Origin of the sequence: Nonomuraea sp. CA-143628 (assembly GCF_050942315.1) — a bacterium.
Classification (GTDB): Bacteria; Actinomycetota; Actinomycetes; order Streptosporangiales; family Streptosporangiaceae; genus Nonomuraea.
Genome location: NZ_CP192072.1, coordinates 11,151,313 through 11,166,206, shown reverse-complemented (window position 1 = coordinate 11,166,206; position 14,894 = coordinate 11,151,313). Strand labels below are relative to the sequence as shown.

At 73.5% G+C, this 14,894-nt stretch carries 2 protein-coding genes; both read left to right on the top strand.

All coding sequences use genetic code 11. The features are described from left to right. Nucleotides 1-6: 6 nt before the first annotated feature. Nucleotides 7-5,145, top strand: a complete 5,139-nt coding sequence (locus ACQP2T_RS50550; protein WP_433511945.1) for a beta-ketoacyl synthase N-terminal-like domain-containing protein — start codon at nt 7-9, stop codon at nt 5,143-5,145. Nucleotides 5,146-5,186: 41 nt separating this feature from the next. After that, a complete protein-coding gene (locus ACQP2T_RS50545; protein WP_433511944.1) occupies nt 5,187-14,891 on the top strand; it encodes an SDR family NAD(P)-dependent oxidoreductase in 9,705 nt (3,234 codons plus the stop codon). Nucleotides 14,892-14,894 lie beyond the last annotated feature (3 nt).

Sequence of the window (14,894 nt, the reverse complement as noted above, 5' to 3'; positions counted from 1 at the left end):
CGTCCGATGGCGACCGAGGACAAACTTCGCGACTATCTCAAGCGCGTCACCGTCGAACTGACCCAGACGCGCCGCCGCCTCGCCGAGGCCGAAGATCGTCAGCACGAGCCCATCGCGATCATCGGGATGGCGTGCCGCTACCCCGGCGGTGGCGACACGGTCGAGGGTTTCTGGAACCTGCTGCGCGACGGCGGCAGCGCGGTCACCGAAGTGCCGTCCTCCCGCTGGGACATCGACGACTACTACGACCCCGACCCGCGCACCCCCGGCGGCATGTACACCAGGTACGGCTCCTTCCTGCCGGACATCGCCGGCTGGGACGCGGAGTTCTTCGGCCTTTCGCCGCGCGAGGCCCTGAGGATGGACCCGACGCAGCGCCTCCTGCTCGAACTGGCCTGGGAAGGCCTGGAAGACGCGGGCGCGCCGCCGTCGCGCCTGTCGGGCAGCCGTACCGGCGTGATGGTCGGCTACATGGACAGCCTCCAGTACGGCAGGCTCCAGCTCGAACGGCACGGCGCGGAGGCGCTCGCGGACCCGTACCTGGGCCAGGGCTCGTCCATGAGCGTCGCGGCCGGGCGCATCGCGTACCTGCTCAACCTGTGCGGCCCCACCATGGCCATCGACACGGCGTGCTCGTCCTCGCTGATCGCGGTCCACCTCGCGGCGGAGGCGCTGCGGCGCGGCGAATGCGACCTCGCGATAGCCGCCGGGGCGTCGATGACGTTCCACCCGAGCACCTTCATCCAGGCGTGCGCGGCGTCGATGCTGTGCGCGGACGGGAAGTGCAAGACGTTCGACGCGAGCGCCGACGGTTACGTCATGGGCGAGGGCGGCGGCGTCGTGGTGCTGGAGCCGCTGTCCAAGGCGATCCAGAACGGCCGGCGCGTCCGCGCGGTGATCCGCGGCTCGGCCGTCAACCAGGACGGCCGCAGCAACGGTCTCACCGCCCCCAGCCGTGGCGCCCAGGCCGACGTGATCGGCCGCGCCCTGGCCGCCGCGCGGGTCGCCCCGGATGACATCTCGTACGTGGAGGCGCACGGCTCGGGAACCCACCTGGGGGACGCCATCGAGCTGTCGGCCCTGCACGACGTCTTCGGTCAGCGCCCCGGCACGCGACCGTTACGGGTCGGCGCGGTGAAGACCAACATCGGCCACACCCAGGCGGCGGCCGGGGTGGCCGGGCTGATCAAGACGATCCTGGTGCTGGAGAACGAGCTGATCCCGCCGAACCTGCACCTGTCGGAACCGGCGGCGGCGATCCCGGAGGATGGGACCGTAGTGCCGATGGCCGGGACGCCGCAGGCGTTCACGGGGGCGGGGGCGCGGCTGGCGGGGGTGAGCTCGTTCGGCTGGTCGGGCACGAACGCCCACGTCATCCTGGAATCCGCCCCCGAGCTCGGCGATGCGGGGAGGTCGTCCGACGACCTGCCGGAAGCCGCCGTCGCCGGGCACGGCATGGTCGGCGTTGCTCGGGCGCTGGTGCTGCCCGTGTCGGCGGCCAGCGACGCGGCCCTCCGGGAGCACGCCGGGCGCCTGGCCACGGCGTTGGCGGCCCGGTCGGACTCGGCCCGGTCGGACTCGGCGCGGCCGGACTTGGCCCGGCCGGACTTGGCGCGGTCGGACTCGGCCCGGTCAGCGGTGGCCCTGGCCGACGTGGCTCGCACGCTGCAGGCCGGTCGCGCCGAGCACGACCACCGGCGCGCCCTGGTCTGCGCCGACCTCCCGGACGCCGTACGCCTGCTGGGCCGCGTCGCCATCGAGGGCGGCGTGCACCGGGTGAAGGGCCGTCCCCGGGTCGCGTTCCTGCTACCCGGCGTCGGCGACCAGTACGCGGACCTCGGCAGGGAGCTGTACCGCACCGAGCCCGTCTACGCCGAGGCGGTGGACCGCTGCGTCGAGCTGGCCGCCGACCGGTGCGGCGTGGACCTGCGCCCCCTGTTCGGCCCCCGAAGCGACGATGAGAACCCTGCCATTCACCAGGAGGCCGCCGACCAGGTACGGCCCTCGGACGGGGACCTTGCCGCGCTGCTGGGCCGTGACGGCGCCGGGCAAGATCGGGCCGACGATCCGCTCAGCCACGCCGAGATCGCGCACCCGTTCCTCTTCACCGTCGAGTACGCGCTCGCCCGGCTCCTGTCCCACTGGGGCGTCACCCCGGACCTGCTCATCGGCTACAGCCTCGGCGAATACGTGGCGGCCTGCCTCGGCGGCGTGTTCACCCTCGAGGACGCCCTGTACGTGGTGGCCGAACGAGCCCGCCTGATCGCCGCCGCCCCGGCGGGCCGCATGGTCGCCGTCGCCGCAGGCGAGGACCGTGTGCGGGAACTGCTCGACGAGAGTGAGGACGGCGTTCGGGAAAAGCCGGCCAAGGGTGAGGGCCGCGTACTGGGACTGCTCGTCGGCACCGAGGCCGAGGTGGATGTCGCGGCGCTCAACGGGCCCTCGATGACCGTGCTCAGCGGGCGCCCCGAGGACATCGAGGCCGTGACCCGGCGCCTCACCGCCGAGGGTGTCGCCTGTCGGCCGCTGCGGTCCGCGCACGCGTTCCACTCGTCGCTGCTCCAGCCGGCCCGCGAGAAGCTGGCCGCGCTGCTCGACTCCGTGTCGCGCCAGGCCCCGGCCACCACCATCGTGTCCAACCTCACCGGCGTCGCGCTGACGGCCGAACAGGCCACCAGTTCCCAGTACTGGGCCGATCAGCTGGTCAGCCCGGTCCGGTTCGCCGACGCCGTGCGGCACTGCGTCTCGCAGGAAGTGGACGTCTTCGTCGAGCTCGGTCCCGGTCAGACCCTCGGCGGGCTGGTCCGGCAGAACCTGTCCGACCGGCCGGCCACCGTACTCGGCACCCTGCCGCCGCTGTGGACGGCGGGGGAGCGGCGGGACGCGCGGTCCGAGCTGCTGGAGGCGTGCGGGCGGCTGTGGGAGCTGGGCGTCACGCTGAACTGGCAGCCCACGCGGCCCACCGGCGCCCGCCTCGTCGACCTGCCCGCCTACCCGTTCCAGCGCACCCGCTTCTGGCCGGACCAGGGCCGGGACGTCCCCCGAACCGACCGGCCCGCCAAACCGGCCGACTTCGCCTTCGCCCCGATCTGGCAGCAGGACACCACCCGCCCCACCCCGACGCACCTCGCCTCCCGCTCTGGCCCGACGGACCTGGCCTCTCGCGACATTGCGCCGCACTTCGGCTCCCGCCCTGGTCCGGCGCACCTCGCCTCTGGCGACGGCCGTCCTGGGGGCGTCGCACCTGCCGTAGAGCTCAGTGGGCCGTTGGTGGTGTTCGCCGACCCGGCGGGGGTCGGTGCGGGGCTCGCCGAGTCGGCCGCCGCAGCCGGGACTCAGGTGATCGAGGTCGTCGCCGGAAGCGGGCTGCGGCAGGACGGTCGCCGCATCGTCATCGATCCCGCCGCGCCCGAGCACTACGCCCAGGTGTTCGCCGCCGTCACGGAGCCGGGGCCGGTGCACGTGGTCCATCTGTGGAGCCGGCTCGCCACCGCCGCCACCCCGGTGTACGCCACCGACGAGGAGCTGCGGGCGGCCATCGGGTACGGGTTCGACAGCCTGCTGCTGGCCGTACAGGCGCTGGGTGAGCTGCCCGCGCGCCAGGGGGTCCGGCTGCTGACGGTCACCCAAGGGGCCGCCGAGATCCTGGGCGGCGACGCGCTCGCACCGTACCGGGCCGTGACGCACGGGCTCGGGCGGGCGGCGCACCACGAGTACACCGGACTGACCTGGAGCGGTGTCGACCTCGACCCGGAGGACGACGCGCAGGCGGCCGGGCAGCTCGTCCACGAGCTGCTCAGGGAGCCCGACGAGGCGCACGACCGGCTGACCGGCTGGCGGCGCGGCCGTCGCTGGGTGAAGAGCTGGGGCGAGGTCCCGGACCAGGGCGAACCGACCGGGAGCCCGTGGCGGGCCGACGGCGTCTACCTGATCACCGGTGGTGCCCGGGGACTCGGCATGGGGCTGGCCAAGCACTTGGTACGCGCCGGAGCGCGGCGGCTCGCCCTGGTGGGCCGTACCCCACTGAAAGCCGCTCCGCACGGCGGCTCGCCGGACGCAGAGGCGGGACCCAGCGCGCGGGATGTGCCCGAACCGGGCGGGAAGGTGGCGCGGAGTCTGGCGGACGTCGCCGAGCTGGAGGCGGCCGGGGCCGAGGTGTTGTTGCTGACCGCCGACGCCGGTGTCCCCGACGAGCTGCGGCGGGCGTTGCGCCAGTGCCGGGAGCACTTCGGCACGCTGACCGGTGTGGTCCACGCGGCCGGCGTCCCGGCGGGCGGGATGGTGCAGCGGCGGACCGTGGCCGAGGCGGGGGCGGTGCTCGCGCCCAAGGTCCTGGCGATGGGACCCCTCGCCGAGCTGGTCGGCCCGGACACCCCTGCCGAGGAGCGGCCCGAACTCCTGGTCCTGTACTCCTCCGCCGTGACCGCGTTCGGCGGCATCGGCGAGGGCGACTACTGCGCCGCCAACACCGTGCTCGACGCGTACGGCGAGGCGCTGGCGGCCACCGCGCCGTCCACCAGGGTGTTGTCAGTTGCCTGGGGACCGTGGCAGCACGACGACTGGCAGGCCGACTCCCTCAAGGGCGCCTCCAGCCTCGCCCAGCGGGTGACCGCCTACCGGGAGAGGTACGGGTTCGCCGAGGAGGCGGGCTGCGCGTTCCTCGACCGGATCGTGACCGGCGGCCACGGCAGCGTCCTGGCCGCGCGCCAGCCGCTGCGGGACGTCCTGCGCGACTGGTCGTCCATGATCGACCTCGACGCCTTGGTCGGTGCGGCGTCGGCGCCGCGCGGGGAGCGGTTCCCGCGGCCGCTGCTGCGGACCGAGTACGTGGCGCCCAGGAACGAGACCGAGACCAAGATCGCTGACCTGTGGGGTGCCTATCTGGGCATCGAGCAGGTCGGCGTGCACGACCCGTTCTTCGATCTCGGAGGCAACTCCCTGGTCGGCATGGCCATGGTGCTCGCCATCGAGAAGGAGCTCGGCGTGGCCATCGCGCCCGCGGTGCTGTTCGAGCACCCGACGGTCGCGGAGTTCGCGACCGCGCTGGAGCGGTCGGACGACGGCTCCGCACGGCAGGCACTCACCACCAGCTCGGCTCGGGGGCAGCGACGGCGCCGGGCCCGTTCCGGGGGCGGACGGAAATGAAGCCCGACTTGAGCTTGAGTCCCGAGATAAGGACCGTTGACGTGACTGATGAGCTGGCCGGTGAGGTCTCCGGCAATGACATTGCGATAGTCGGGATGTCGGGGCGGTTCCCCGGCGCCGCCGATGTGGCCGGATTGTGGGCGAACATCCGTGATGGCCGTTCCGGCATCACCCGGTTCACCGATGACGAGTTGCGGGCCGCTGGAGTGCCCGAGGACCTGTTGGCCGATCCCGGGTACGTGAAGGCCGGGGCGGTGATCGACGGCGTCGAGCTGTTCGACGCGGGTTTCTTCGGGTTCAGCCCGAAGGAGGCGCAGATCCTCGACCCGCAGCACCGGTTGTTCCTGGAGCACAGCTGGGAGGCACTGGAGGACGCCGGGTGCGACCCCACCCGCTTCGACGGCGCGATCGGCGTCTTCGGCGGGTCCGGCTGGAGCTCGTACCTGCAGCACAACCTGATGCCGAACGACATCGCCGCCACCATGGGCGAGCTGGCCCTCGGCCTGGCCAACGACAAGGACTCGCTGACCCTGCGCGTGGCCCACACGCTGGGCCTGTCGGGCCCGAGCTACGCGGTGCAGAGCTACTGCTCCACCTCGCTCGTCGCGGTCTGCGCGGCGGCCTCCAGCCTGGCCGGGTTCGAGTGCGACCTGGCGCTGGCGGGCGGCGTCGCGGTCAACGTGCCGCACCGGGTCGGCTACCTGTACCAGCAGGGCGGCATCGCGCCGCCCGACGGCGAGTGCCGGGCCTTCGACGCGGGCGGCCTCGGCAGCCCGCTCGGCAGCGGCGTCGGCGTGGTGGCGCTGCGTCGGCTGGAGGACGCGCTGGCCGCCGGTGACCAGATCTACGCCGTCATCCGGGGCTGGGCCGTCAACAACGACGCGGGCAGGAAGGTGGGCTTCACCGCTCCCGGCGTACAGGGCCAGGCCGCCGTCATGGCCGAGGCGCTCGCCAGCGCCGGGCTGATGCCCGCCGACATCGACTACGTCGAGGCGCACGGCACCGGCACCGCGCTCGGCGACGCGGCCGAGCTGGCGGCGTTGCAGCAGGTGTTCCACGACGAGTCGTGCCTGATCGGCTCCGTCAAGACGAACCTCGGCCACCTCGACCGGGCGGCCGGCGTCACCAGCCTCATCAAGACCGCCCTCGCCCTGCGCCACGACGAGATCCCGCCCACCCGCAACCTCACCGAGCCCAACCCGCAGCTCAGCGCCGGTGAGGCCGAGCTGGAGGTGGTCACCAGGCTCATCGCCTGGCCGCGCAGGCCTGGCCGGACCCGGCGGGCGGGAGTGAGCGCGTTCGGCATCGGCGGGACCAACGCGCATGTGGTGCTGGAAGAGGCGCCCGCTGTTCCGGTGCCCTCCGTTCCGGTTTCGGCTGCGGCGTCGCGTCCGGAGCTGCTGGTGTGGTCCGCGCGGTCCGCCGCCGCGGCCGACGCCATGACCGAACGCCTCGCCGACCACCTCGCATCCGCCACGGCTGATGCGGCAACCGACCACCTCGCGGCCGACTCCGAAACCCCCCACTTGCCCGACGTCGCCCACACGCTGCAGGCCGGGCGGCAGGTCTTCGGGCACCGCCGGATGCTGGTCGCCGCCACCGTGGACGAGGCCGTCGCCGGGCTGCGCGACACCGGAGTGCTGGCCCGCGCGGACAGCCGCGCCGACCGGCCCGTCGCGTTCCTCATCGCGGGCACCGGCGAGCAGTACCCGGGCCTGGCCGCCGACCTGTACGAGACCGAGCCGGTGTTCAGGCAGACGCTCGACGAGTGCCGGGCCACGCTCCGCGACCACCTCGGCGGGGTCGACCCGCTCGCCGAGCTGCTGCGCCCCAGGCAGCCCGGCCAGGCCGCCGGGCTCGACCGGCTGCTCGGGCGGGAGGCGGCGCCGGTCGACACCATGCCCACCGCCGTGTTGCAGCCCGCGCTGTTCGCGGTCGAGTACGCCCTGGCCCAGCTCGTACGCTCCTGGGGCATCGAACCGGCGCTGCTGGCCGGCTACAGCCTCGGCGAGTACGTGGCCGCCTGCCTGGCGGGCGTCCTCACCCTGGACTCGGCGCTGGCGCTGGTCGCCCACCGGGCGCGGCTGATCGACGCGCTGCCGGCCGGCGCGATGAGCGCCGTTCCGCTGGCCGCCGACGACCTGCGGACCCGGCTGGAGCGGGCGGGCATCGCCGACGTGGACGTGGCCGCGGTCAACGGCCCCGAACTCACCGTGCTCGCCGGTCCGCCCGCCGCGATGGAGGCGGCCAGGGAGTTCCTGGCGGGCGAGTCGGTGCCGTGCCGGCCGCTGGCCACCAGCCACGCGTTCCACTCGCGGATGATGGAGCCGGTACGCGACGAGCTGACCCGCTGGATCGCCACCCACATCACGCTCGAAGAGCCGCGCATCCCCTACGTCTCGAACGTCACCGGTGCCCTCATCACCGCCTCCGAGGCGACCGACCCCGGCTACTGGGCGCGGCACATGTGCGGGCCGGTGCTGTTCGACGCCGTGCTCGGCACGCTGCTCGACCAGGGGGAGCTCGCGCTGCTGGAGATCGGCCCCGGGCAGTCGCTCGGGGCGATGGCCCGCGGTCACCGCGACTGCCCCCGGGACCGCTGGCCGCTGATGGTCTCCACGCTCCCCGCCGCCGCCGACCCCCGCCCGGCCGGCACCGTGCTGGCCGAGGGGCTGGGGCGGTTGTGGCTGGCGGGCGTGCCGGTCGACTGGGCCGGATACCGGCAGGATCGCCCGGTACGCAAGGTGGGGCTGCCCGGCTACCCGTTCCAGCGGGAGCGCTACTGGATCGACCCGCCCCGCCACCAGGCCGGGCCCGCGACGACCGCCCTGGCCGCAGCCCTTGCCGCTCCTACCTCTGCTCCCGAGGAGGCGGCACCGCACGTCCAGCTCATGATTCCGCGCTGGATCGCGACCGACCTGACCACCGTCTCTGGCGCGACTTCGCTGGCAGGGGGCGCGGCGGGGCGCTGGGTGGTGCTCGCCGACACGGGCGGTGTCGCCGACGCGGTCGTCGAGTCGCTGCGCTCCGACGGCACCGAGATCGTGCTGGTACGGCCGGGCGCCGCGTTCGCCGAGATGACCGGCGGCTACACGATCGACCCCAAGTCGGCGGCCGACCACGCCACCCTGGCCAGGAGTTTGGCGAGCGAGACCCCGACGGTCCTGCTCGACCTGCGGCTGCTCGACCACGCCGGCTCCGGTGGCGACGGGCGTCAGGTGGTGCTCCCGCTCTCCCGGATGCTGGACGCCTGGGGCAGCGAGGGCGGCGACAGCACCAGGATCATCGTGGCCACCCGGGGCGGCCAGGCGGTCGGCGACGGCGAGGTGCCGGACCCCGGCCACGCCGCCGCCGCCACGCTGCCGCTGGTCGCCAACCAGGAGTACCTCAACCTCGACTGCCGCTGCGTGGACGTCGAGGCCGGAGCCGACGTCGCCGCGACGGCCCGGGACCTGGTGGCCGAGCTCCGCGATCCGGCGACCGACGCTCTGGTGGCCTACCGCGACGGACGCCGCCACACCCGCGACTACGTCCCCGCCGACCAGGACGGGGCACAGACGGCCGCTCCGGAAGGTACGCAGGCGGTCGGGTCGGGCGGAAACCTGACGGCCGGTCTGGAGGTACGGCCCGGTGGGACGTACCTGATGACCGGTGGTCTCGGGGATGTCGGGCTGCTGGTGGCCGAGCACCTGGTGCGGGCCGGAGCCGCCCGGCTGATCCTCACCAGCCGGGGCGGCGTGCCCGCCACGGCCGGTGACCCGCGCCACGAGGGCGTCCAGCGGTTGCGGGCGCTCGGGGCCGAGGTACTGACGCCGCAGGCCGACGTGACAGACGCCGACGCGATGCGCACCCTGCTGGCCGAGGTGCTCGGCGACGCGCAAGCCGAGACGTCGGCCGAGGTGCTCGGGGACGCGCGAAGCGGGGCGTCAGACGGGGTGCTGCGGGCGGGTGGGCGGCTCGACGGGGTGATTCATGCCGCCGCCGAGACCGGCCGGAACACGTTCCTGTCGATGCGCGACCTCGACCAGGAAGCCGTCGCGCGGCACTTCGGCGCGAAGGTCACGGGCGCGCTGGTCCTGCGTGAGGTGCTCGCCGACCTCCCCGCCGAGCGGGCGCCCGGCTTCTGCCTGCTGTTCTCCTCGACATCGTCGCTGCTGGGCGGCATCACGTTCGGCAGCTACGCGGCGGCGAACGCCGCGCTCACGGCGGTCGCCCACGACACCACGGCCTCGCCCACCCGGTGGGTCGCCGCGAGCTGGGACACATGGTCGCGGACGCTCGAAGGCATGGAAGGCGGCATCGGCGCCGCGATGGCCGCGCACGCCATGAGCACCGAGGAGGGGCTGGCGGCGTTCGACCGGCTGGTGGCCGACAACCGGCCGAGCCTCGTGGTGGCGGCGGGCGGTCTCGACGACCGGCTGCCCCGGGCGGTGAGCGGGCCGGAGCCAGGGGTGGACGGCACCAGGTTCCCCCGTCCCGAGCTGCCCCAGCCCTACAGCCCGCCGCTGACGGCGACCGAGCGGGCGCTGGCCGAGCTGTGGTCCGACGTGCTCGGCATCGAGCCGGTCGGGACCCGGGACAACTTCTTCGACCTCGGCGGCAACTCGCTCGTCGCGCTGCAGATGCTGGCTCTGGTGAAGAAGCGGTTCGGGTTCGCGGTACCGACGGTGATGCTGTTCGAGGCGCCGACGGTGCACACGCTCGCCGGAATCCTCGACGAGAAGGGCGCCGGCCGTACCGCGAAGCCGAGTGCCCGCACCGCGACGGTGGCCAAGCGGGTCGCCCAGAAGGCCGTGGAAGGCACCACCGGACCTGCCGACCACTCCGGCATCGGCTCCGGCTCCGGCAGCGACATGGACGACGACCGGCGGATCGCCATCGTCGGCATGGCCGGCCACTTCCCGGGTGCCACCGACGTGGGTGCGTTCTGGAACAACCTCCGCGAAGGCGTCGAATCCATCAGCTTCTTCTCCGAGGAGGAGCTGCTGGCCGCCGGAGTGGCCCCCGACCTCATCCACGACCCCTCGTACGTCCCCGCGCGCCCCGTGCTCGACGACGTCAGCGGCTTCGACGCCGCGTTCTTCGGCCTGAGCCCCCGGATGGCCGCGATCACCGACCCGCAGCAGCGGGCGTTCATCGAGGTCTGCTGGGAGGCGCTGGAGCAGGCCGGGTACGCGGTGCCCGAGAGCAGGGGCCGGGTCGGCGTGTTCGGCGGCAGCAACATCAGCACGTACCTGCTCCGTATGGGCGAGCACCTCCTGAACGACGAGGAGGAGGTCAGCCACTACGAGATCATCATGGGCAACGACAAGGACGCGCTCACCACGACGGTCTCCTACCTGTTCGACCTGTACGGGCCGAGTGTCGCGGTGCAGACGTTCTGCTCGACCTCGCTGGTCGCGGCGCACCTGGCGGTGCAGAGCCTGCGCAACGGCGAGTGCGAGCTGGCACTGGCCGGCGGCGTGTCGATCCGGGTGCCCGACCGGGTCGGTCACAAGTTCGGGCCCGGGGGGCAGGAGTCGCCCGACGGTCACGTGCGGACGTTCGACGCGCGGGCGCGGGGCAGCATGTTCGGTGACGGGGCCGCGGTGGTGCTGCTCAAGCGGCTGTCGGACGCGGTACGCGACGGCGACCACATCTGGGCCGTGATCCGCGGCTCGGCGATGAACAACGACGGCGCGCTCAAGGTCGGCTTCACCGCGCCGAGCGTGGTCGGCCAGGCCCGGGTGATCGCCGACGCGATGGCCGACGCCGGGGTGACCGGCGAGGACATCAGCTACATCGAGGCGCACGGCACCGCCACCGAGCTCGGCGACCCGATCGAGCTGGCGGCGCTGACGCGGGCGTTCGGCGACACCGAGCAGACGCAGTACTGCCCGATCGGCTCGGTGAAGACCAACATCGGGCACCTGGACCGCGCCGCCGGCGCGAGCGGACTGATCAAGACCTCGCTCGCGCTGCGCGAACGGGTGATCCCGGCCAGCCTGCACTACACCAGCCCCAACCCGGAGATCGACTTCGAGAACAGCCCCTTCTACGTCAACGCCGAGCTCTCCCCATGGCGGACCCGCGACGGGCGGCCGCGCATCGCGGGCATCAACTCGCTCGGCATGGGCGGCACCAACGTGCACATGGTCGTCGAGGAGGCGCCTGTCCGGCCCCCGGCACCGCCGGTTTCGCCCGAGTCCTCCCGCAGGTACCAGGTGCTGCCCGTGTCCGCGCGTAACGCCACGGCGGCCGACCAGGCGGGCGAGCGCCTTGGACGGCACCTGGCGGCCTCGCCCGGTATTCGGTTGGCGGACGTGGCGTTCACGCTCCAGGTGGGGCGCAAGACGTTCGAGCACCGGCGGGTCGCCGTCGTCGACAGCGTTGAGTCGGCCGCCGCCGTGCTGGGCGGGGGGTCGCCGAACTCCGGTGCGCTGAACGGGGGGTCGCCGAACTCCGGTGTGCGGTCGGCGAACCCTGGCGTGCTGAGCCGGGTCGACACGGTCCAGGGGCGTCCGGTGGCGTTCCTGTTCGCCGGCGCGGGGGAACAGTATCCCGGTCTGGTCACTGAGCTGTACCGGCGCGAGCCGGAGTTCCGCGCGGCGCTCGACGAATGCCTGGAGCTCCTGCGCGGGCCGCTGGGCGACGTGGACCTCGCGGACCTGCTCGCGGGCGGCCGCGGCACCGCCCCCGACCTCGCCGCCCTGCTGGGCCGCACAGGCTCGAACGGGTCTGCGGGCTCGAACGGGTCTGCGGGCTCGAACGGGTCTGCGGGCTCGGGCGGTTCCGTTGGCTCGGGTGGGGACGAGCGGGTCGGCCTGCTGGAGCGTACGGAGGTCGTCCAGCCGGCCCTGTTCGCCGTCGAGTACGCCCTGGCCCGCACGCTCATGACCTGGGGCGTACAACCGCGGATCATGCTGGGCTACAGCCTCGGCGAGTACGTCGCCGCCTGCCTGGCCGGAGTCCTGTCACTGCCGGACGCCATCGCGCTGGTGGCGTACCGGGCGAAGCTGATCGACGGTGTGCCGCCCGGCTCGATGGCCGCCGTGTCGCTGCCCGCCGGTGAGCTGCGCCGCCGGTTCAGGCTCGACGAGCGGGGGCTGGACCTGGCCGCCGTCAACGGCCCGCAGGTGACGGTCGTCGCCGGTCCGGTCGAGGCGATGGACGGGCTCCTCGCCGACCTGCGGCGGGCCGAGATCCCGTGCCGTCCGCTCCAGACCACCCACGCCTTCCACTCCAGGATGCTGGCCCGGCTGAGCGACGAGCTGACCGCCTGGGTCGAGGCGAACGTCCAGCTCAACCCGCCCGCCCTGCCGTACATCTCGAACGTGACCGGCGGGATCGCCGACGCGGACCTGGTGTGCGAGCCGGGCTACTGGGCCCGGCACATGTGCGGGACCGTACGGTTCGCGGACGGGGTCGACGCGCTGCTCGCCGACCCGGAGCTGGCCGTGGTCGAGATCGGCCCGGGGCAGTCGCTCGGCGCCCTGGTGCGCGCCGCCGGATGCCCGCCGCAGCGGTGGCCGCTCATCCTCAACGCGCTGCCCGGCGGCAGCGACAGCCGCCCGGACGACGAGGTGCTCGCGGGCTGCCTGGCCCGCCTGTGGCTGCTCGGCGCCGACCTCGACTGGGCCGCCCACCACGGCAGAAACCGGAACACCGGGCTCACCACAGGGTCTGGGGCCGGATTGCCGGGGCGGATTCCGCTGCCGACGTACCCCTTCCAGCGCCAGCGCTACTGGATCGACCCGCCCGCGACCCCTGCGCGGCGGCAGCCGGTCGGCGCACTGCCCGCGCTCGACCCGGACAACTTGTTCGAGGCGATCACGAACCTGCCCAGGCTGCCGGAAGACCAGTGGATGTACCTGCCCGTATGGCGGCAGACCGCCGCGCCGGCGCCGGGTGAGCAGCCGGGCTCGTGGCTGGTCTACACGCGCGACGGGCTCGCCGACCAGGTCGCCGCCGAGCTGCGGCGGACGGCGGGCGCCACGGTCACGCTGGTACGCCCCGGCGACGCGTACGCCGCCACCCCCGACGGCTACACGGTGCGGCCCGGCAGCGTCGGCGACACGCTCTCGCTGCTGCGCGACCTGCGCGCCGCCGGTCGGCCCCTGGAGCGGGTCGTCCACCTCTGGACGCTGGACGCCGCCACCGGCGACACCACCATCCGGTACGGCCTGCACACGCTCGTCGCGCTGGCCAGGGCGGCGGCGGAGTCCGGCACCGACGACTGGTCCCTGGACGTCGCCGTCACCGGCACGCAGCAGGTGCTGGGCGACGACGTGTCCAACCCGGACGGCGCGACGCTGATCGGTCCCTGCCTGGTGATCCCCCTGGAATACCCGAAGGTCGCCACCCGCCTCATCGACCTGGCAACCAGCGGCAGGGGCGGTTCGGTGGTCGGTGGGTTGGTGGCCGAGTTGCGGCGGCCGCAGGCCGACCGGATCGTGGCGTTGCGCAACGGCCGGCGCTGGGTGCCCGGTTACGAGACCATGGCGGCCGATCCAGACCTGGAGACGCTCCGCGAAGGCGGTGTCTACCTGATCACGGGCGGGCTCGGCGGCATCGCCCTCGGCCTGGCCGAACGGCTGGCCCGCGACTGCCACGCCAACCTCGTCCTGCTCGCCCGCCGCGACCTGCCACCCCGATCGGAGTGGTCCCGCATCCTGGCGAGCGCGGGCACAGTTGAGGAGGCGACCCGGCGGCGGATCGCCCAGGTGCTCGAGATCGAGAAGCTCGGCGCCCGTGTCGAGATCGTCACCGGTGACGTCAGCAAGCCCGAGGACGTCCGCCGGGCCGTGGACACGGCGGTCGAGCGGTTCGGTGCCCTCCACGGTGTCCTCCACGCGGCGGGTGTCCCCGGCATGGGGTTGATGCAGTTCAAGCGGTCCGACGAGCTGGACCAGGTGCTCGCTCCGAAGATCGGCGGCACCCTGGCCATCGCCGAGGCGCTGCGTATGGGCAAGCCCGATGAGGTCGAGCTGGACTTCCTGGTGCTGTTCGCCTCCATCACCTCGGCGACCGGTGGCGGGCCAGGGCAGGTGGACTACTGCGCCGCCAACGCCTTCCTCGACGGGTACGCCCACCAGCTCGCCGACACTGGCAGGCGGGTCCTGGCCATCGACTGGGGCGAGTGGACCTGGAACGCCTGGGAGGAGGGCCTGGCCGGGTACGACGGCGCGTTGCAGCAGTTCTTCCGCGACAACCGGGCCCGGGTCGGCATCGACTTCGAGGACGGCTGGCGGGCGCTGCTGCGCGCGCTGGCCAGCGGCGAGCCCCGGGTCGTGGTGTCCACGCAGGACTTCCCGACGGTGGTGCTCGGCAGTTCGCGCTTCAACCTGGAGGCCGTCACCTCACCCGCCGTGGGCGGCGTGAGCGGTGAGCGGCATCCCCGTCCCGAGCTGGTCACCCCCTACCAGGAGCCGTCGGGGTCGGCCGAGGAGCAGATCGCCGGCATCTGGTGCGACTCGCTCAAGCTCGACCGGGTCGGCGTCCTGGACAACTTCTTCGAGCTCGGCGGCAACTCGCTGCTCGGCGTCAGCATCGTGGCCGCGATGCGCCGGGCGTTCGAGCTGGACGAGTTGCCGCCGCACATCCTCTACGAGGCGCCGACCGTGTCGGCTCTCGGCCAGACCATCGAGGCCATGTCCTCGGGCGCGGCGCACGCGCTCGGGACCGGCGCCGACGGCGGCAGCCACGTACGTGCCCAGCTGCGCCGATCGGGACTCGAAGCCTCCGCCGCCCGCAGACGCGGCCGGTGAGAC

Coding starts and splice junctions, on each gene's coding strand:
- ACQP2T_RS50550 (WP_433511945.1), top strand. CDS start 7: ATGGCGACCGAGGACAAACTTCGCGACTATCTCAAGCGCGTCACCGTC.